Annotated in this window: 17 protein-coding genes; 13 read left to right on the top strand and 4 right to left on the bottom strand. The window is 47.4% G+C overall.

Annotated elements, in window-relative coordinates; all coding sequences use genetic code 11:
• The first annotated feature begins 35 nt into the window (after window positions 1–35).
• From MHH93_RS18275 to MHH93_RS18225, 11 genes are all read left to right on the top strand, one after another.
• The gene (locus MHH93_RS18275; protein WP_500055168.1) at window positions 36–1,130 is read left to right on the top strand and encodes a cobalamin B12-binding domain-containing protein; all 1,095 of its coding nucleotides are present in this window, start codon (window positions 36–38) and stop codon (window positions 1,128–1,130) included.
• Window positions 1,131–1,145: 15 nt separating this feature from the next.
• Window positions 1,146–2,855 (top strand): ATP-binding protein, encoded by a 1,710-nt coding sequence (locus MHH93_RS18270; protein ID WP_500055341.1) that lies wholly within the window; start codon window positions 1,146–1,148, stop codon window positions 2,853–2,855.
• A 36-nt stretch (window positions 2,856–2,891) separates the two neighbouring features.
• The gene (locus MHH93_RS18265; RefSeq protein ID WP_500055167.1) at window positions 2,892–3,854 is read left to right on the top strand and encodes an alpha/beta hydrolase; all 963 of its coding nucleotides are present in this window, start codon (window positions 2,892–2,894) and stop codon (window positions 3,852–3,854) included.
• Window positions 3,855–3,908: 54 nt separating this feature from the next.
• Window positions 3,909–4,262 carry a hypothetical protein gene (locus MHH93_RS18260; RefSeq protein WP_500055166.1) on the top strand — a complete coding sequence of 118 codons (354 nt, stop codon included), beginning with the start codon at window positions 3,909–3,911 and terminating at the stop codon, window positions 4,260–4,262.
• An 18-nt stretch (window positions 4,263–4,280) separates the two neighbouring features.
• On the top strand, window positions 4,281–4,994 hold the full coding sequence (locus MHH93_RS18255) for a class I SAM-dependent methyltransferase (protein WP_500055165.1): 714 nt from the start codon (window positions 4,281–4,283) through the stop codon (window positions 4,992–4,994).
• A gap of 64 nt (window positions 4,995–5,058) precedes the next feature.
• Window positions 5,059–6,045 carry a BadF/BadG/BcrA/BcrD ATPase family protein gene (locus tag MHH93_RS18250; RefSeq protein ID WP_500055164.1) on the top strand — a complete coding sequence of 329 codons (987 nt, stop codon included), beginning with the start codon at window positions 5,059–5,061 and terminating at the stop codon, window positions 6,043–6,045.
• A 63-nt stretch (window positions 6,046–6,108) separates the two neighbouring features.
• Complete coding sequence (locus tag MHH93_RS18245) at window positions 6,109–6,546, top strand: GNAT family N-acetyltransferase (RefSeq protein ID WP_500055163.1); 438 nt, start codon at window positions 6,109–6,111, stop codon at window positions 6,544–6,546.
• Between the two features lie 215 nt (window positions 6,547–6,761).
• Window positions 6,762–7,220, top strand: a complete 459-nt coding sequence (locus MHH93_RS18240; protein ID WP_500055162.1) for a MarR family winged helix-turn-helix transcriptional regulator — start codon at window positions 6,762–6,764, stop codon at window positions 7,218–7,220.
• Window positions 7,217–10,384: an MMPL family transporter gene (locus tag MHH93_RS18235; RefSeq protein ID WP_500055161.1), complete on the top strand. Its 3,168-nt coding sequence runs from the start codon at window positions 7,217–7,219 to the stop codon at window positions 10,382–10,384. Before MHH93_RS18240 ends, MHH93_RS18235 begins: the two co-directional genes overlap by 4 nt.
• A gap of 201 nt (window positions 10,385–10,585) precedes the next feature.
• Window positions 10,586–11,212 (top strand): SGNH/GDSL hydrolase family protein, encoded by a 627-nt coding sequence (locus MHH93_RS18230; protein ID WP_500055160.1) that lies wholly within the window; start codon window positions 10,586–10,588, stop codon window positions 11,210–11,212.
• 92 nt (window positions 11,213–11,304) lie between these two features.
• The gene (locus MHH93_RS18225; RefSeq protein ID WP_500055159.1) at window positions 11,305–12,366 is read left to right on the top strand and encodes a phosphotransferase; all 1,062 of its coding nucleotides are present in this window, start codon (window positions 11,305–11,307) and stop codon (window positions 12,364–12,366) included.
• A gap of 114 nt (window positions 12,367–12,480) precedes the next feature.
• Here the strand turns inward: MHH93_RS18225 and MHH93_RS18220 are convergent, their stop codons facing one another.
• The 3 genes from MHH93_RS18220 to MHH93_RS18210 form a co-directional block, all read right to left on the bottom strand.
• Complete coding sequence (locus MHH93_RS18220; RefSeq protein ID WP_253433605.1) at window positions 12,481–13,158, bottom strand: tetratricopeptide repeat protein; 678 nt, start codon at window positions 13,156–13,158, stop codon at window positions 12,481–12,483.
• Between the two features lie 14 nt (window positions 13,159–13,172).
• Window positions 13,173–15,164 (bottom strand): GTP-binding protein, encoded by a 1,992-nt coding sequence (locus MHH93_RS18215; RefSeq protein ID WP_500055158.1) that lies wholly within the window; start codon window positions 15,162–15,164, stop codon window positions 13,173–13,175.
• A 141-nt stretch (window positions 15,165–15,305) separates the two neighbouring features.
• Window positions 15,306–16,181: a helix-turn-helix domain-containing protein gene (locus MHH93_RS18210; protein ID WP_500055157.1), complete on the bottom strand. Its 876-nt coding sequence runs from the start codon at window positions 16,179–16,181 to the stop codon at window positions 15,306–15,308.
• 191 nt (window positions 16,182–16,372) lie between these two features.
• Here MHH93_RS18210 and MHH93_RS18205 point away from each other — a divergent pair, with 191 nt between their 5' ends.
• Window positions 16,373–17,890: a tagaturonate reductase gene (locus tag MHH93_RS18205; protein WP_500055156.1), complete on the top strand. Its 1,518-nt coding sequence runs from the start codon at window positions 16,373–16,375 to the stop codon at window positions 17,888–17,890.
• Window positions 17,887–19,401: a UxaA family hydrolase gene (locus MHH93_RS18200; RefSeq protein ID WP_500055155.1), complete on the top strand. Its 1,515-nt coding sequence runs from the start codon at window positions 17,887–17,889 to the stop codon at window positions 19,399–19,401. The genes MHH93_RS18205 and MHH93_RS18200 overlap by 4 nt, the downstream gene beginning before the upstream one ends.
• 106 nt (window positions 19,402–19,507) lie before the next feature.
• On the opposite strand, the gene MHH93_RS18195 is transcribed toward MHH93_RS18200, so the two are convergent.
• Window positions 19,508–20,194, bottom strand: coding sequence for an AlkZ-related protein (locus MHH93_RS18195; protein ID WP_500055154.1), 687 nt, complete (start codon window positions 20,192–20,194; stop codon window positions 19,508–19,510).
• Window positions 20,195–20,201 lie beyond the last annotated feature (7 nt).

The raw sequence follows: 20,201 nt of genomic DNA, 5'->3' as shown, positions 1-20,201 counted from the left end.
TGGAGATGTGATGCGGATAGAGGAGGGGTGCATCTATGAGTCATCAAGAAGCAGGGGAACGTTTACTCCAGGAATCGGGGAACTTAGCTGACAAAATAACGGAGAAACAGTATCTCAGACAGCCCGATTTACTTGAGCGATTTGGTGAGAACGGAAAAATGCGAACCAAACAGGATTCTCAGTATAGCTTGAACTATTTGGCAGAAAGTGCGCTCGTACAGAGTCCAGGCCTATTTACTCATTATATTGCTTGGCTGAAAGTTCTACTTGAAGGTTATAAGGTATCGCAAGAAGACCTGGCGATTAATCTCAATCTGATCAAAGAGACATTGGAAGAAGAATTTGACCATCCGTCAAAGGCGCTTCTGCTCGATTATCTGGATATGGGAATATATAGAACAACACAATTGGAGTCCCATGCGGGATACATCAACGAATCCATGCCATATGGAGATGCCGCGCAATCATACTTGCAGTGTTTGCTTGAGAATAAACGGAAAGAAGCATTCGAGATCATTGAAGCCCAGTTAGAAGCTGGGGTGACGATTCGTGATATTTATCGATATATTTTTCAGCCTACCCAATATGAAGTTGGGCGATTGTGGCAATGCCATCGAATCAGTGTGGGGCAAGAACATTTTTGTACGGCAGCGACCCAGTCATTCATATCACGTCTCTATTCTCGCTGGTTGATTCATACAGGTCAGGGTAAAAGGTTGGTTGCCACCTGTGTAGGCAGTGAACAACATGAGATCGGACTGCGTATGCTCACAGATGTGTTCGAGATGGAAGGCTGGGATACGCACTATCTGGGAGCCAATGTTCCTAATGGAAGTGTAGTCGAGGCTATAGAGCGCCATCAGGGGGATGTTGTTGCGATTTCAGTTACGATGACGTATCACCTTCATCTGGCCAAAGAATTGATTCAACTGATTCGTCATCATCCGGCAACGGCACATGTGAAGATTATGGTCGGGGGATATCCTTTTAATATTGATCAGGATTTGTGGAAAACGATAGGAGCCGACGGTTATGCTCCGGGAGCCGATGAGGCAGTTGCGGTTGCAGAACAATTATTGGCTCAGCCAGCTACATGCAATCATCTGGATCTGGATATGGTTAGGGATTAGGAGAGGGATGATGTGATGTCTAATGAGAGCGGAGAGATACAGAGGCTACGCAGAACGATTGAGCAGTTATCGGATCAGATGATCCGAAGCAAAGAGCAAGAGGAACGGACACTTGCGGAATTCTCGGAGATGAATAATGAACTGGTGACACTACAACGTCTGCTTGCGAAGAACAATAACAGTCTTGAAAGTGCACGTCAGCAAGCAGTAGATGCAGGTGAATCCAAAAGCGCATTTATTGCAGGCATCAGTCATGATTTTCGTACGCCATTAAATGGCATATTGGGGATGGCTGAGATGCTTAAGCTGTCTCCCTTGTCTGAAGAACAGGAGAATTCCGTTTCCGTGATACAGGATGCTGCCAAACTACTGCTTAAGCTGATTCAGGATCTTCTGGATCTGTCCAAACTTGAGGCCGGTCAGATGCGCCTTGAATTGGGAGAAGTGAATCTGCAAGAGACGATAAGCTCTATTGTTCGTTTGCTCGAACCCCAAGTCAGAAAGAACGGAAATAAGTTATCGGTAGACTGTGACCCCAGAATTTCTACTCTTCTTGAAGGGGATACAACGAGGATTACGCAGATACTGATCAATCTAATTCAGAATGCGAACAAATTCACAACAGAAGGCATTGTACAGATACGAGTCAACCTTATTCAGGATAATGAGAGCAAACAAATTATTCGGTTTGAAGTTGAAGATACAGGGATTGGCATTTCTGAAGAAGATCAGACCCAATTATTTCAACCATATGTGCAGACTGAACGAGGACGCTCGAGAGAGTATGAAGGGACAGGGCTTGGATTATCCATCTGCAGGTCACTCGTTATGCTAATGGAAGGTGAGATTGGAGTAGAGAGTCAGGAGGGTGAAGGATCAACATTCTGGTTCGAACTTACACTTGGCAAGAAACAAGTTAACCAGGCCGTTAATCGGTCTGCTGCTTCCACTCAAGAGCATCAGGGACAGGCTTTTCATGATCAAGCCCCTTCGGTATCTGTATTGTTAGCCGATGATAATGTCATCAACCGACAGCTTGTTATGTTGCAGCTCAAAAAATTGGGAATAACCCAAGTGGATGCTGTTGTGAATGGGGAAGAGGCAGTTGCTGCTTTTCTCAGCAAAGAATACAGTTTGATTCTCATGGACTATATGATGCCAGTGATGGACGGTTTGGAGGCTGCACGCAAAATCCGCTCGATCGAAATGGATGAAATGCGCCATACCACACCAATCATTGCAATGACAGGGAATGTTATGCAGGTTGAGAAAGACAAGTGTATGGAAGCCGGGATGAATGACTTTATTGGCAAACCCTTTACGCTGGAAATGTTGAGTAAGATGATCCAGAAGTGGCAGCAATCCTCTGAAACGACAGAGGTTCTCAATATGAGCATCGTGCATGAGATTGCGGAACTAAACACCGATGGCGATCGTACACTCCTCGGTATGTTGTTGGACATGTATCGTACCGAAACACCTGGCAAGATTGAGTTGCTGCGCAGACATATTGTGTCTGGCGACCATGTTGCTGCAACCGAGGTAGCTCATGATCTGAAATCAGGAAGTTTGAGTCTGGGGATTCGTTATTTGTCATCTTTGTTTGCCCAGATAGAGCAGTTTGCTAAGGAAGGTCAACCACGGAAAGCAGAACCTTTGCTGGATGCTTTGTTACCTGCCTATCAAGCAGCATGTGCGTCACTGCAACGAGTAAGTAAAGATTGAACATATCTTAATAAGGAAAGAGGGTTGGACCCGTTCATGTTATTCTATGTACTTGCAGCACTGATACTGATCGTTCTTGCTCTTATTTGGACAGGTGGACTTTATTTTTTCAAAACCGCCATTCGCCGGACGCCCAAAACGTTTTTGGTGGATAATCCGAATCTGATGCCTGAACCGGACAATGAAATCATCAGCAGTGCTTCTGACCTGAAGTGGCTGGATGCTCAGCCGATAGAAGAGGTATCTCTTCTATCGCATGATGGATTAAAACTGCACGGTACATGGCTTAGTTCCAATAACGGGTCAGATCAGACAGTGATTCTGGCACATGGCTATTCTGGCAAAGGTAGAGAAATGGCTGGTTTTGCCCGATTCTATGCGGAAAAACATGGGTATAACGTGTTAATGCCGGATGATCGGGGCCATGGCCAGAGCGAAGGTGATATCATTGGTTTTGGCTGGTTAGATCGGAAGGATTATGTCCAGTGGACCAACTGGGTGCTTGAAAAAGTGGGTACAACTGGAGAAATCATATTGCACGGCATATCCATGGGAGGAGCAACCGTACTGATGACAGGTGGTGAGGTCTTGCCGACTCAGGTTAAAGCGATTGTGTCTGATTGTGCGTATACATCCGTGGAAGAAGAACTGACGTTCCAGTTAAAGCAATTATACAAGCTTCCAGCATTTCCGTTTATACCTGTCACGAGTCTGATCTCCCGGTGGAAAGCAGGGTATTCCTTCAAAGAGGCTTCGGCTCTCAATCAACTTGCCAAAGTCAACGTTCCTGTGCTGTTCATCCACGGTGAGGCTGATACGTTTGTACCCACCGAAATGGTGTACAGATTGTATGAAGCTTGTCCAACCGAAAAGGAATTGCTGACTGTCCCCCGCGCGGGTCATGGCACAGCGTTTCAAGTGGATCGCACCGGATATGAGGCGGCACTGGAATCCTTTTTGAACATGAATCTGTCGCATCCGGAATTCGTAATCAATTGATGCTCATATTGTCTTGTGAGTATTCATTGATAGGACAGATGTGGAAGGAGGCGGATGATGGCACGCACGCAAAGGAAGTGCTCTTACTGCCATGAAGGAATGGCAGAAGATGAATTTAAGTGTAAATCATGTGGTAATCTGGTTGCCACCAAAACGGCATTGCCTGAACAACCTTATATGACCGAATATGAAGAATCGGTATTGGATCGTTATTCTATCACGTTGCTTGTACTGATTACACTTTTTCTCGCTCCGGTGGCTATTTCCATTGGTGGGATCATGTTATTTAACGACAGTTCATACAAGAGGGATACGGGGAAACTGCTCGTAACGGCTGGATTGGTCATCATGATCATTTTTTCTATCATACTATTCGCCGGTACCGGGACTCTGACGTTTAACTTCTAAAACTATGGAGGTGTCTTGATGGGAAATGAACAATTTGAGGCTGCACGAAAAGCAGAGGCAGGTTATCATTCCAACTTCTATCAGAATAATGAATTATTTGCCTCAGGAACCTGGATGTCTAGGCCCATGCCTATGGTTATGGATATGCTGGAACGTCTACTTGCTCACAAGCAGGAACTGCGTGTCCTTGATCTGGGATGCGGAGTAGGAAGGCACACGATACCGATTGCACAGGCTCTTGCACAAACGAACAGTGAAGTCATCGGTGTGGATTTGCTGGACGAGGCGATAGATGGACTTCGCAAGTATGCAAAAGAATATCAGGTTGATCATCTCGTGAAGGCTGTAAAAGCAGATGTTGAACATTATGCAATTGAGCAGGATTATTTTGACTATATAGCTGCTTGTTCATGTCTTGAACATGTATCAAATAAGCAAGCTTTCATGGAAGCGTTAGAGCGATTGCAAGCAGGAACTCGAACAGGTGGCATTCATTGTATTACGATGAGTACCAATGTGGAAGAAAAAGAAATGAATTCAGGCCGTGAGATTGAGCCGTTAATTGAGCTGAACCTGCCAACAGCCGAAGCGATTGCTATACTGGAGAAGGCTTACAAAGGCTGGAATATTCTGCTTCAGGAACATGTCACACAGACGATTGAAGAGGAAAAGTATGATGAGCCGACACAATTTCGTTGTGAACTGCTTCGTTTTGCTGTGCAAAAGCAATAAATGATCTGCCGGGTCCTGATAATGCCCGGCACTTTATTGTTTAACGGGGAGGAGATAGTCAAGGATGAATACATACATGATTGGGATGGATGGAGGAGGGAGCCACACCCGTGTGGCTGTCGCTGATCAGCATGGAAGGCTTTTATCCTATGTGCAAAAGGGAGGTTGCAATCGTTATCATGACATCCATGCGGAGCAAAATGTGTTGGAAGGTATTGCTGAGGCCATAGCACAGGCTGGACTCAAGCCAGATCAGATCGGCTCTATACAGGCAGGGATGGCCGGTCTGAATAAGCCTGAAGATACGCTTTGGGCGGAAGCTTTAATTGCCCGAACCGGGATTACAGGCAGAATCAGTGCAGTGAATGATACACATATTGCACATACAGCCGCCTTCGATGGCGAGCCAGGCATTGTTGCCATTGGAGGTACAGGCTCCCTGATCCTTGGCAGAACGGAACAGGGCGCTTGGCTCCGTAACGATCAGTTCGGTCATTATGCGCCGACAGCAGCAAGGTTTTTGGCTTATGACACGGTGCATTCCATTCTCGCGGGACGTTATGAGTTGCAGGATCAAGAATGGATTGAGCAGGTTTTAACGTACTGGCATGTAAACTCTATTCGGGAGCTTGCTGCACTGGGAGTTTCCGGTTTTGCTGATAATCAGCAGGCTATCAATCGGAGGTTTGGTCAAATGGCACCTCTGGTGACCGAAGCTGCAGCCCGGAATATTCCCCTTGCGGTTAGAGTATGTGACTCTGCTGCTGATACGGCTGTTGTCGGTATCCTTCTGCTGGCATGCTGTTTTGATCAGCCAACCGTATCCTTGGCGATGACTGGAAGCTGTCTGAGTTCACCATATATGGTGGGGGCTGTTCAGAAAGGGCTGGATGCTGCTTATCGGTCCGAAGGGAAAAAAATTCAGTACATAACCAGTAACTTGCAAGCAGTTGGGGGCGCATTGCTGGGTGCCTATCAACTGGCGCAGATTAACGCAACGGATAACCTCCCGACAATCCTTCAATCGGAGCTAAATGGTTATACGACTTGAACTTTGAGGGGTTAACGACTACAATACGATAGCGGAAACAAGCAAGGTATAGGAGGAATAAAGGTGTTAATTAATTTGAAATCACGCATAGAAGAGCCGGTAGTGCAGGAGTTGTTATCTTACTCTGTCTTTCCTGACCCGGATCACCTGAAACGTGCGTTGAAACAATATGTAGAGAATGACGAACTATATCTGGCCGGATACGAAGCAGAGGAGCAATTGATCGGTCTGATTGGATATGAGCATACTGGCTCCAGTGAGATCACCATCCACCATATGGCTGTTCTGCCGGAGAACCGCTTCAAAAATTATGGTCGGGGCATGATTTCACAACTGCTGGAAAAATACAATCCTGATACTTTGATTGCAGAGACGGATCTGGAGGCCCTGGAGTTCTACCGGAATACGGGATTTGTCGTATATAGTCTGGGCGAACGGTATCCAGGTGTAGAGCGGTTCCGTTGTGTACTTGAAAAAGAGGAAGATACAGACGAAGAGTAATGCAGATGCATTCTACTACTTTATAAAATATATAGAGCATATACTTTACAGGATGTTGGATTTGGCAATGAGCTGAGTCGGACGTCCTGTTTTTTTGTCGTTTTTATCAAAAAAAGCAGGAAAAAAGGTTTGCTTTTCAATATAGTTTCATTATAGAATAGTTTCACAGAAGAATAGTTCGTTAAGTGAACTATATTGCGAAAGGAGAATGCTGAATGAACACACCGGATGCTGGAAGTTTGGTTAACCGCTATCTGGATGCTTCTTTTCTGGTAACCAAACGGTTTGATACTCAGATACGTGAACGTGTAGGGCAGATTTTGACGATGGATCAGTTCTGTTCACTTCGACTCATCAATGAGAAGCGGACTTGTACGCCCTCGGATCTTGCAGAGCTCTTGTGCATCGGTAAGAGCAGCATAACTGCGTTGGTCAACAAGCTGGTGGATCGCGATCTGGTCCATCGTGCCGGAGATGAACGTGACCGCAGGGTCGTGTATCTAACTCTGACAGAGACCGGAAGCCAGGTGTACAGGGAGACCGAACAGGAAATACAACAGATTCTGGAGCCATATCTGGTTCATTTTACGCCGGAAGAGGTTCGTAATTTCATTGAATCTTTTGAGAAGCTTGCAGCTTTGTTATCGCATGAAGGAGGACGGGAGAACGAATGAGAACGATATTAAAAGCACGATGGTGGTTAATGGGGTTATGGGTAGTTGTAGCTGCCGTATTGATGTTTACCGCCCCTAATATGAGTGAACTGATTCGGGAAAAGGGACAGTTTTCAGTTCCTGAAGGTTACTCTTCCACCCAGGCAGCAGCGATTTTGAATGAAGCTGCAGCACAAGAGGGAGAACAGCAGGGCAGCCAGATTGCCCTTGTATTCTATAATCCCGATGGTCTGGGTACCACGGGGAAACAAGAGGCAGAGAAGGCCGTTAAGCAATTGGAGGCCGACAAGGAGAAGCTGGGCATTCTGTCCATTCTGGAACCATTCTCTCAGCCCGAATTATCCGAGAAGATGATCTCGGCTGATGGCAAAACGATTCTAACATCGCTTTCCATTGATCAGGGAGATCGCACGGTGAAAGAAATGCGGGAAGACCTGAATGAAGCATTGAATTCCGTCAATGTGGAGCACTACATAACCGGTAAAGGTCTGATTGATGAAGACACCATTGAAAGTTCCCAAGAGGGGCTTAAGAAATCGGAATATATTACAGTTGTCTTTATTTTACTCATTCTGTTCCTGGTCTTCCGTTCATTCGTAGCCCCGTTTGTACCGCTGCTGACGGTGGGGATCAGTTACATTGTATCGCAACAGATTGTTGCATTCCTCGTGGACGGAATTGACTTCCCGATATCGACGTTTACACAGATCTTTATGGTCGCCGTCATGTTCGGGATTGGTACAGATTACTGCATCCTGCTGATCAGTCGGTTCAAAGAAGAACTGGCTCATCATGACAATACATGGGATGCCATTATTGCGACCTATCGTACTGCTGGTAAAACGGTACTCTTCTCCGCACTAGCTGTGCTGGTTGGATTCATTGCGATTGGCTTTGCCCAGTTTATGTTGTATCGTTCGGCGGTTGCCGTAGCTGTGGGTATTGCTGTGATGATGCTTGCGTTGGTGACAATCGTTCCATTCTTCATGGCGGTACTGGGCAAAAAGTTATTTTGGCCGTCGAAAGGTTCACTTGAACATGCCGAGAGCAAGATTTATGGTGCAGCTGGTCGCTTCTCGCTGAAACGTCCATGGGCTGCGCTACTCATCGTTGCAGCTGTCTGTGTGCCTCTTCTGGCAACCTACGATGGTAAACTGTCGTTCAACAGTCTTGATGAGATTGGGGAGAAATATGATTCTGTAAAAGCATTCAACATTATCTCCGACAGCTTCGGTCCGGGTGAATCGCTGCCAGGTCAGATCGTCATCCAGAACGATGAAGCGATGGATAATGCGAAGTATATGGCGGTTGCTGAGAAAATTAGCCGGGAAGTAGAGAAAGTAGCTGGAGTCTCTGGTGTCCGCAGTATGACACGACCTACGGGTGATGAGATCAAAGATTTTGAAGTTACACAGCAAGTAGGAACATTATCGGATGGACTGGGTGAAGGCAAGACGGGGCTGGACAAAATCCGGGATGGCCTGAGTGAAGCCAGCAGTCAACTAAGTAAAAATGAACCACAATTAAAAGAAGCTGCCGATGGAGCAGGGGAACTTACCAAAGGAACTTCCCAGTTGCAGACGGGCATCACACAACTCAGTGAAGGGCTTCAGCAGATTGAAAAGGGGATACGAGATGGTTCCGCAGGTGCAGGGGATCTGAAAGCCGGACTCCAGCAAGCCAAAACGAGTGCAGATCAACTCGCGCAAGCGAACAATCAGTTACTTGAAGCCTATCGTCAGGCGGGAGCTGGTGTCGCTGCACTGGGGGAAGGCACTCGTGAACTGCAGGAACAGCTGAGCGGAGTTTCAACGGCTTTGACCAGTCTGTCCGAATCCTTCACAGCACTTGAAGAGCGATATCCTGAATTACAGCAAGATGCTGACTACCAGCGTATCAAAGGTACGATTGGTGAGACAGGTTCTGGTACAGCTCAGCTCGCTCAAGGTTTGGGTCAGATTCAGACCAAGCTGGGAGAAGCCGCTGCTGGAATTAATCAGGCCAATGAAGGGTTTGCCTCCGCAGCAGCCGGACAGAAGGCGCTTGCCGATGGTCTGGGACAGATTGTAACGGGAATCAGTCAGCTTGAGACAGGTCTGAAACAGGCTGCTGATGGTCAAGGTAAAGTGATTAAGGAGATACCTTCCATCCAGAACGGACTTGGCCAACTTCAGGGTGGTCAGGAGAAAATTCAGAAAGGCTTCTCGGATCTGAGTGGCCAGCTGACACAACTGACCGATGGATTGAATCAAAGTGTCGATGGTATTAAACAGGTATCCGGGGGACTGGATTCAGCACAGGACTATCTGACACAATTGCAAAATTCACCAGATTCCGATCTGGCAGGCTGGTACGTTCCGGAAGAAGCACTGAGCAACAAAGACTTCAAACAGGTATTTGATAACTATCTGTCCAAAGATCGTAAAACGATGACCATTGACGTTATTTTCGCAGAGAATCCATACGGCACGGAAGCCATTGATCGGGTTCCTGACATTGAAGCGGCTGTACATCGTGCAGTACAAGGCAGTACGCTTGAAAAAGCAGACATCGCCATAGGCGGAGTTACCAGTACGTTTGCTGATCTGCAAGAGATCTCGAATAACGACTATACACGGACTGTAATGCTTATGCTGGCGGGCACATTCATTATTCTGGTCGTGCTGCTTCGTTCGGTCATTATGCCATTGTATCTAATCGTTTCCTTATTACTGGCTTATTTTACATCGATGGCGTTAACCGAAGTGATATTCGTTAATATTCTCGGATTCGCAGGCATTAGCTGGGTTACTCCGTTCTTCGGATTTGTTATGCTGATTGCACTCGGTGTGGATTATAGCATCTTCCTTATGGACCGTTTCAATGAGAACAAAGGCATGAAAGTACAGGATGCGATGTTGTATGCGATGAAGAACATGGGGACTGTTATTCTATCCGCAGCGGTCATTCTGAGCGGCACATTTGCTGCCATGTATCCATCCGGTGTTCTCTCGATGATGCAGATTGCTACAGTAGTCCTTAGCGGACTGATCTTGTACTCTCTGTTGTTCCTGCCATTCTTCGTCCCAGTGATGGTGAAGATGTTTGGCCGGGCAAACTGGTGGCCGTTCCCTAATAAGGAACAGGCGGATTCCGTTGAGTCGGATCGGACCATAGGCATGTAATATAATGCATTGCAATGAATGGAATAGGCTCTGCCGCGTTATGCGGCAGGGCTTTTTTTACCTCCACAGAAGAACTGCGGTCTTATGCAAAAGAAAGGTGCTTGCCTAAGGACACCATCCCGCGCCTTGTCTTACCGCTCAACATAAGATATAGAGCAATTCATTATTGTTCAGGAAATCACAGCAGAGAGGGGCGACGGGATGGTATATCGATATGTGGCTATTGGAGATTCATTAACGGTCGGTACAGGAGCGTTGCTGGGCACCGGCTTTGTTCCTTTATATCGACGAATGGCGGAAATGAATGTTCGTACATTTGTATCCATGGAAAATATGGGCGTAAACGGACTGACATCGGGGGGCATGTTGCAGATGATCTCTTCGCATCCCCGAGTGCGGCAATCGCTGCGCGAAGCCGATATCATTACCATATCCATTGGCGGCAATGATCTGATTCGTACGTTCAAAGCAAGTGGCGGCATACCAAATGCCAGCAAAATGACGCAGGTACTTGGAGAAACCCGCAGTAATGTATCCCAGATCATGAGGCATATTCGGCAGTTAAAAAGTAACCAAGAGTATATGGTCCGATCCATCGGATTGTACAACCCGTATCCACAAGCGACAGAAGCTGCTTATTGGGTACGCCAATATAATTCCTTTTTGAATGGAGCCGGATCGGGCAATTACGCGTGTGCTCAGGTCTATGACAGGTTTGAAGGTCGTGAACGTGAACTGTTGTTCTGGGACAGGGTGCACCCCAATGCAAGAGGATATCGTGTCATTGCAGAGCAGCTCAATCGGACCGGATATTATCCGTTCTCTTAATCACTTTGGAACAGAACTAGACCGAGCGATGGACTTCCTTTAAGATAAATAGAAGACCGTTCCATTTTGTGAGATAAAGGAGTTAATTTTTGGTGCAAAACATCGATTCCGGTTCCCTCCATCATTCAGAAAAGCAACGTATATCCGAAGTGTTGGCCTCATATGGTTTCACATCGGACTGGAAAGGCGAGCGTGGAAAGGGTGGAATGAATAATTCTACCTTCATGCTTCATATAGATGGGACTAGTTACGTAATGAGACAATATGAAACACATAATGATCCAATGAAAATTGCCTTTGAACATGAGGTGTTGCAAGCCCTCCAACGTTCGAATTTTAAGCTTGATACACCTTCGCCTGTAAGGCGATTACCTGGCGAGACAGGTACATTTCTTCCTGTAAAAGATACTCTCACAGGTCATACTAAAATTGCGACTCTATTTCATTATCGGGAAGGTGTCAATCCGATCTGGGATAAGCCAGATCAATTATATGGTCTCGGTAAAGCAGCGGGAGCACTGTCTTCTGCTATGGCAACGCTGGATATAACACGTGAACCTGTGTACCCACCGTACTATCAAATTCAGGATGCGTATCCACTCTGTTCACCAGAACGATTATTACAACTGTGCGCCTCGCCGCTAGAGTCATTAATCGCATGTACACATGAGCTTAAGCAACTAGGAAATACGCTGCCGGAACTGTTTGAAGCCCTGCGGGGAATGGAACAGCTGCCGCATCAATTGGTCCATGGAGACGTGAATGCTTCGAATGTATTGGCAGATCAGCAGGATGGTGAAATCTGTGCCATTTTGGATTTTGAATTTGCGACATGGGATTTGCGGGTCATGGAGTTAGCTGTTCCGATGTCTGACCTTCTGACCATGGACAAGAGTGAAGATTGGATGTGGCAGGCACAAGAGGGATTGATCAGGGGATTTCGGGAACAGGTCAGCCTGGAACCGGAAGAGTTGTTAGCCATTCCTCGATTGATTCTGCTGCGCAGTCTGGATGTCGTCATGCATTTCATCAGTCGGATGTTTGAGGGTACAGATAAGCCGGAAGTGGCTGTGGATCAGATTGTGAAGCTCAAACAGCGGATGGACTGGATGTCGCTTCATGAAGTTCGACTGCGTGAGATATTGGTATATTAATATCGTTATTATGAATAAAAGTGCACTGTTTCTGCTCATACGAGGGCAGAGATCAGTGCACTTTTGTTGGTTAGAAGAGTGATATATGAAAATTACAGCGTATAGCGGATGACATTACAATCCACGTTTGCGGAACCAACTGCGAACAGCCCAACGGCGCTCCTGACGTTTTTTGTATTTGGGCAACGAACGATAAACGTTCAACGATTGCTCATAGGCCTGCTTGGCATCTGCATTACGTCCCAGGGAACGATGAACCGAGCCGAGCAGATAATACGCTTCACTGGAAGAGGAATGAATCTCCTGAAATTGATGCACATAATCCAACGCTTTGTCTTCATGCGTATCTTTGAAGGCACCAGCAAGGGTTAGATACGGGCGTCCGTACTTGACTCTGGGGTTGATCTCGAGGGCTTTCAAAATGTGACGTTCTCCCTGTTCGATGTTACCCAGATGAAGCTCCGTCGTTCCAAGTGCCTCCCAGTACTCCGCTGATTGTTCGTATGGGCGCTCCAGTTCAAGCAATAAGGCATGTGCCTCACTGTAACGCTTGCGCTCAATTAACAGGCGAGCCAGTTCCAGCTTGGAAGAAACCTCGTTGGGACTCATGGCAAGCTGTTGCCGAAGCCGGGAGATGTTACGCATACGCTTGAGAGGTTTGGTGAAGCTCGGGAACACACCCACGTAACGACGATCCAGGAAATACAGGATCACGAGTAAAATGAGGATGGCAATGAACGGATTACCTACAATCCGCCATAGAAGGCCAAAGATAAGAAATTTAATAAGCACAGGTTCAACTCCATTTATGATGTAATCGCATTTCGTACACTTAAAATATATTTCGACTGATCCAACGGGTTAACTCCTCTACGTTTGCGAGCAGAATTCACATCCGTAGGACAATCTTGGTATCCGGCAAACGAAGTGGTAAGCACCCCGCGGCCACTAGTCTCGGAACGCAGCTTCACCGGATAATCCATTGACGTTGCAAGAGGCATAAGCCCTTCAATGATACAACGTCCGCTACCAATGATGGGGGCTTCAAAGGTTGCCCGCATATGTACCAGATCGCTGAGGGCCTTACCGCCATATTCCTCCGGAACCGTGAGTCGGAACTGAAGAAGGGGTTCCAGCAACGTGGTACCTGTTCTCGCTAATCCATCCATGATTCCCATAGGCGTGGCAACGACAAAATCTAGCGGATGGGTATGCCAGACATGATGTTCCCCTTCCACCAGTGTGATGCGCAGATCGGTTACTTCCCAGCCAAGCAGACCTTGAGACAATGCTTCCGGAATCCGCCGTTCAACTTCATTCTGATAACGTAGTAGCAGATCATCGGTCCTTACGGTTGAAGCATAGATCAGACCGCTTCCACGAGGCAAAGGTTCAATCTTGAAGCGGAGGATGGCCCAGCAAGGCTTGGGCATCGTATAAGCGATGTAACCTTCTCCAGCTGCACGAGGCGTTTCCTTATAGATAACGGATGGCGGATCAAACATAACATCCAATCCGAAACGACTCAGCAACAGGCTGGATAAAATCTCAAGCTGAATAGTTCCCATAACCTTGAGATGCAGTTCTCGTTCCTCTGGCAACCATTGCAGGTCGAGTAAGGGGTCTTCGTCCGTCAACTCCTGCAATGCTGCCACAAGATCGGGGTAGCGTGCCGGGTCCTTGCCATGTACTTGTACGGTCAGTAAAGGCATAGCCATCTGTGGCAGAAGAGGTACACCTTCAGGACTGCCGATAATGTCCCCCACATGGGTGTCGCTCAGTCCGTACAGCGCAGCAATCTGTCCTGCGTGAACGCTACCTGTGTCGGCCCATTTACGTCCATCCATACGGCGAATCTGTGTTATTTTCTCTTCAAGTTCCCGCGTCGAATTATGGATGGTATCCCGGTTATGGAGACTACCACCATACATGCGGACATAAGCTGTGCGTCCCATGGTGCGGTCACGTTCAATCTTGAAGACAACTCCTGATACGGGAGAATCCACAGGTTGTGCAGGTGGAGGTAGAAATGCAAGGACTGCGTCGAGCAATGCCGTGACGCCAATTCCTTTGCTGGAAGCACCATAACATACAGGGAACATCTCACCCTGATATACATAGCGAAGGAACGCTTCATTTAATTCCCTTTGGGATAACGAAGTCTCTTGGATGTAGGCTTCCATGACTTCTTCGTCCAGTTCAGCAAGGATCTCGAATAGACCTGGGATGGAAGGTATGTCATGGGACCGCGTATCTGGATTCAAATGATTCCAGAGGGAGTCGATACCTTGAAATGAATCTTCATGGAGCTGATAAGTCTGGATTTCGCATGCGAAAGGGGACAGGGTGGAACGAATCTGCTCCATGACTGCTGGGGCAGATGCGCCAACCCGATCCATTTTATTAATATAAATGATAGTTGGGATGCGAAGTGAACGAAGAGCATGCCAGATGGCTTCACTCTGGGATTGAATTCCCTCTACTGCCGACAGAATGAGAATAGCACCATCCATCACTCGAAGTGTTCGCTCGACTTCAGAGCTGAAGTCAATATGTCCAGGCGTATCAATGAGGTCAATGATGGTGTTCTTCCAGATCAGAGAGGTCATGGCTGCCTGAACGGATATGCCACGTTCTTTCTCAATGTCGAGTGAGTCTGTGGCTGTTGTTCCGTCATCTACACGTCCCGGACTGCGGACGACACCACTCTCATATAACATGTGCTCGGTGGTCGTTGTTTTCCCTGCATCCACATGGGCGAAGATGCCAATATTCCTGCGATTCAATTCGTTTAACATGGAATGCCAAGCTCCTCTGACAACGGAATGCAATGTTTCCGACAAGTAATAATCCAGATTATCATACCACATCTTCCATATGGAAGAATATGTGGATATATATGATTCATGCCAGGGACCTACGTCCAGGCTGGTTCGGTTTTAACGTGAACTGTTCATGGTTCTGCGGTAAGCTGCGGGCGTTGTACCGGTTAATTTTTTGAATTGACGGTAAAAGTGGGGCAGACTGTCGAACCCGCATGCATCGGCCACGGCGGCCATCGTCTCATCGCCTTGCACCAGATGCTCTTTGGCCATAATCACCCTGCGCGCTAATGCGTAATCCGTCAGAGTCATACCGGTGTATCGTTTGAAGGCACGACTGAAGTGGGCGGGTGATACGGCAGCATACTGAGCGAGTTCATGCAGGGAAAGGCCATTCCGCAAGTTATTGTCAATATGAGAGATCGTAGAAGAGAGCCATGAGGGACTCTGAGCGGATGTACCCGGATTTGCAGGTCCCGCAGCTTCCAGCCGTTCCAGAAAAATGAGCAGCAGTTGTAGCCTTAACAGGGCCGCATGTGCGCTAAGATGATGACCCAGCTGGAATTCGGCCTGAATATCATCAATAAGGGCTGCCACCTGTGATTGCTCCTCTGTATTCAGATGTCTCTTATACACTCGTTGTCTGCGACAACGTTCAAACAGGCTTAGCAAGGAAGAAGCAACCCCTCCAGCGGTCGATGCCAGCAATCCTGGGCTGAAGAACAATGCGGAAGAAGTGACGGGATTTCCTGCATCCGGCAAGGCTCGATGAACCGTGCTGCCCGGTATAATGAACAGATCTCCTTCCTGCATATTTTCAAGTCCCGTATCAATAAAGATGCTTCCTTGACCCCGATATACATAGATAATTTCATGCCAGTCGTGAAGATGATCTGGCAGTTCGTTCTGAGGGGATTTGGTGTCGCTGTACACCAGGCGGAACGGAATACCGGATTCTGCCTGAATAGTCGTACGAACAGGTGAACGTTCCATAAAGACTCCTTTCCATACGATCTTCTTCACCGGGAGGGATACCTGGTCATGAGAGAGTATATTTACCGCAATATAAGCAATTTAATTTCCTTTTATTGATGATACAATGAATTTAAAGCGTTTACAATAAAAGGGTGCAGAGCCTTTGAACTGCACTCCGACAGTACAAATAATCGATGAGGTGAGTGTCCATGTCGGCAAGCACGAAACGGCCAAGGTTGAAGCTGAATTTACTTGGGAGCGATGGTCAGCGCAAGTGCAAGGAGATTATGGAGCGTCCCGTGAAGGTTTTGCAGATCGGAGAGGGTAATTTTTTACGGGGATTTGCAGACTGGATGCTTCATGAGAGTGCCAGACAAGGCAAATTTCATGGAAGTGTAGCTGTGACGCAACCACGACCGGGTGGCAAAGCCAAACTGGAGCAGATTCGTGATCAGGACGGGTTATATACGATGATTACGCGAGGGCTGTCTCAAGGGAAACCAGTTGAGCGGACAGAGTTGATCTCCATTTTCTCACAGTGTATTAATCCGTATGAGGAGTGGGGTGACTTTCTGAACTTGGCAGAACTTCCTTCACTTGAGTTCGTTATTTCCAATACAACCGAATCAGGATTGAAATATACGTATGCGGACTATGTCGAGGGGGAACCCGTTCAATCATTTCCGGGGAAATTAACGGTTTTCCTGCATCGGCGATATTTGAAATTTGATGGTGATCCATCCAGAGGTTTGATTCATCTGCCATGTGAGCTGCTTGAAGGCAATGGTGATGTGCTGCGCAGTTGTGTCCTCCGGTACAGTGAGGATTATGGGTATTCAGATGGTTTTCGCTCATGGATCGAGAACCATAATCAATTCTTGAACAATCTGGTAGATCGAATTGTCACAGGTGCGCCGACTCAAGAAGAAGCCGATTCCCTAACGAATCGCTGGGGGTATGAGGACCAGCTGATTAATACGGCAGAACCATATCATTTTTGGGCCATTCAGGGTGATGAATCATTGGACAAAAAACTTCCTCTCAAACAGGCAGGCCTCAATGTCCATTGGGTGAAAGATCTGAAGCCTTTTCAGGTACGCAAGGTTCGTATTTTGAATGGGGCACATACCTTAATGTCATCCCTCGGCATTCTGCAAGGCAAGCAGCATGTGAGAGAAACGATGGAAGATCCACAGTTTGGCTCATGGATCAGGGAAGCTGTGCATCAGGAGATCGTCCCTGCTCTGAATATGCCCGATCATCAGCTGGACCAGTATGCGGAAGAAGTGTTCGAACGATTCCTTAACCCGCATATTGATCACAAATTGCAAGATATTGCACTGAATACGATCGGAAAATTCAAGGTTCGTGTGCTGCCTACACTTTTGTCTTACGAGCAAAATCAGGGAGGTTGGCCAGAACGTTTAATCCAGGGATTCGCTGGATTACTGTGTCTTTATCGTCCTGTAAATACGACAGATGGCTACAAGGCACAACGATTGAATGGGGAATACATTCTGCTGCGGGATGATCCGGATGTCCTGGCTGCTTTGGTAGCACACTGGGAAGGTTATGACACGCTTAACAAGGATCAGAAGCAACTGGATCACTGCGTAGCGGCTGTGTTGTCAGATACACTGATCTGGGGCGAAAATCTGGATGAAAGAGAAGGGTTGCGTGCAGCACTTGTTCGTGAAATCGGTATGTTGGAAGGTGAAGGTAAATGAACACGACAAGTACAATCAATGACTGGATTGCCATTCAACCACAGGATGATGTTATTATCGCGCTTCGAGATTATGTTATAGGGGAACACATTACACTGCCAGACGGAGTATCTTTTACTCTGCTGGATGACGTACCCAAAGGGCATAAGATAGCTGTGCATACGCTGGCACCGGGTGATGATGTGATGAAGTATGGTTTCTCTATCGGGATTGCAAAAGAGCAGATTGAGCAGGGAAGCTGGATTCATAGTCACAACTTGAAGACGGGTCTGCACGGATTGCTTGAATATAAGTACCAACCGGGAGTCCAGGTTCAGACGGACATGCCTCCGGAACATCTGCGCTCATTTGATGGATATTTGCGCCCCAATGGTGAAGCTGGTATCCGTAATGAAATCTGGATTGTGAATACGGTTGGATGTATCAATAAAGTGTGTGAAGCTTTGGCACGTATGGGGCAGACCCAGTTTGGAAGCCGGGTAGATGGTGTGTTTCACTTTCCGCATCCATTCGGATGTTCACAGCTTGGGGATGACCTGAAGTATACACAACAGCTGCTGGCCTCCTTGGTGGAGCATCCGAATGCAGGAGGTGTACTCGTCATCGGATTGGGCTGTGAGAACAATCAGGTCGATGAATTTCGTGAGTGTATTGCTCCGGAATATCGAGGTAAAGTACGATTTCTCAAAGCACAGGAAACGGATGACGAGCTTGAGGAAGGGCTCCGATTAATGGAAGAACTTGTGGAGATCGCGGAACGTGAACAACGGCAGCCGCTCCCGCTCAGCAAACTCAAAATTGGCCTGAAGTGCGGGGGTTCGGACGGGTTGTCCGGCATTACTGCGAATCCGCTGGTTGGTTCCGTTGCGGATATGCTGGTTGCTGCCGGGGGAACTGCGATTCTGACTGAAGTTCCCGAGATGTTTGGTGCGGAGACAATCTTAATGAATCGGGCTGCCAATGAACAGGTATTTCATGATTTAGTGGATCTTGTGAATGGTTTCAAGCAGTATTTTGTGAACCATGGGCAGAACATCTATGAGAATCCCTCACCTGGTAATAAGGCTGGTGGCATCACAACACTGGAGGAAAAGTCACTTGGATGTACGCAAAAGGGAGGACGTTCTCCGGTAGTCGACGTTCTGCGCTATGGCAAACGAGTGACTCAAACGGGTCTGAACATTGTGGAAGCGCCAGGTAATGACTTGGTATCTGTTACGGCACTGTCTGCGGCCGGAGCACATATTGTGCTTTTCACCACAGGGAGGGGGACTCCATTCGGAGGTCCGGTACCCACCGTGAAAATTGCAACCCAATCCGATCTTGCGAACCGCAAAAAACACTGGATTGACTTCAACGCAGGCCAGCTGTTGGAGGGGCGTACGATGGATGAGGTCAAAGTACAGCTGTTCAGCCAGCTGATTGACATTGCTTCAGGACGATCACATACACTCAGTGAGCAGCATGGATTCCGGGAGATTGCCATATTCAAGGATGGCGTGATTCTCTAGATCCATTCTAGGTGGAAGGGGTTTACCTTCTGCGAGACATTATATGGTGAACCACAGCCACTCCCGGTTGAAATGTGCACGACAACCGGGAGTGGCTTTACTTTATTTATAGTTCACGGATGCCTAGCGCTTTGGTAATGCTTGATAATGCAGCGGATGATGCGTGTTTCTGCAGTTGCGCAAACAACAGTTCACGTGCCTCTTCTACGCTGCCTTCAAACGGCTTAATGCCATGACGTTGCATCCAGTGATCCGAGGTCTCATAGGAGGAGCTGTTCCATGCCACTTTGCCTTCTGCGAGCCCCTCTTTTTCTTTGGTTCCACTGATCACAATGGCTGCACAGCCCTGAAGGTCCAGAAGCCCTCGGTCAAATGCTTTTTTGTCCTCTTTTGCCCCGAAACCGGCTTGTGAACGCAAGGCACGTCCATCAATGGCTTCCTGTTCTGCAACTAACGCATGGAGTTTAAATGCTTCACGGGAGAGCAGACCTGCTTCATACTGTTCCTTGATCGTTCTGGAATCGGCAAGCAGTCGGTGTACCCAGGGAAAGTATTCACGCGAGACAAGAAGCGCTTTCTTTTTGACGAATTTTCCATATGCAGCAATGCCTTCTTCAGCCAGGCGTGAACGCCATAACCAGGGATCGAGTTCATCATCCTTGTGCCAATGTTCTTTGGGTGTCAGCGAGGACAGAGAAGGATAGTCGGCGAATAGGGGGGCTAGAGGGAGCAGCCCTATAGACTGGATACGCTGTACTGCTTGTTCATACGTTATAACGGGTTCATATGTCATGATATCA

The sequence above is a fragment of the Priestia sp. FSL H7-0729 genome (assembly GCF_038005685.1).
Taxonomy (GTDB): Bacteria; Bacillota; Bacilli; order Paenibacillales; family Paenibacillaceae; genus Paenibacillus.
This window is presented reverse-complemented; position numbering and strand designations above follow the sequence as displayed.

Excerpts from the sequence above, each read along its gene's own strand:
- MHH93_RS18275 (WP_500055168.1), top strand. The coding sequence starts at position 36 with ATGAGTCATCAAGAAGCAGGGGAACGTTTACTCCAGGAATCGGGGAAC.
- MHH93_RS18270 (WP_500055341.1), top strand. The coding sequence starts at position 1,146 with ATGTCTAATGAGAGCGGAGAGATACAGAGGCTACGCAGAACGATTGAG.
- MHH93_RS18265 (WP_500055167.1), top strand. The coding sequence starts at position 2,892 with ATGTTATTCTATGTACTTGCAGCACTGATACTGATCGTTCTTGCTCTT.
- MHH93_RS18260 (WP_500055166.1), top strand. The coding sequence starts at position 3,909 with ATGATGGCACGCACGCAAAGGAAGTGCTCTTACTGCCATGAAGGAATG.
- MHH93_RS18255 (WP_500055165.1), top strand. The coding sequence starts at position 4,281 with ATGGGAAATGAACAATTTGAGGCTGCACGAAAAGCAGAGGCAGGTTAT.
- MHH93_RS18250 (WP_500055164.1), top strand. The coding sequence starts at position 5,059 with ATGAATACATACATGATTGGGATGGATGGAGGAGGGAGCCACACCCGT.
- MHH93_RS18240 (WP_500055162.1), top strand. The coding sequence starts at position 6,762 with ATGAACACACCGGATGCTGGAAGTTTGGTTAACCGCTATCTGGATGCT.
- MHH93_RS18235 (WP_500055161.1), top strand. The coding sequence starts at position 7,217 with ATGAGAACGATATTAAAAGCACGATGGTGGTTAATGGGGTTATGGGTA.
- MHH93_RS18230 (WP_500055160.1), top strand. The coding sequence starts at position 10,586 with ATGGTATATCGATATGTGGCTATTGGAGATTCATTAACGGTCGGTACA.
- MHH93_RS18215 (WP_500055158.1), bottom strand. The coding sequence starts at position 15,164 with ATGTTAAACGAATTGAATCGCAGGAATATTGGCATCTTCGCCCATGTG.
- MHH93_RS18210 (WP_500055157.1), bottom strand. The coding sequence starts at position 16,181 with ATGGAACGTTCACCTGTTCGTACGACTATTCAGGCAGAATCCGGTATT.
- MHH93_RS18205 (WP_500055156.1), top strand. The coding sequence starts at position 16,373 with ATGTCGGCAAGCACGAAACGGCCAAGGTTGAAGCTGAATTTACTTGGG.
- MHH93_RS18200 (WP_500055155.1), top strand. The coding sequence starts at position 17,887 with ATGAACACGACAAGTACAATCAATGACTGGATTGCCATTCAACCACAG.
- MHH93_RS18195 (WP_500055154.1), bottom strand. The coding sequence starts at position 20,194 with ATGACATATGAACCCGTTATAACGTATGAACAAGCAGTACAGCGTATC.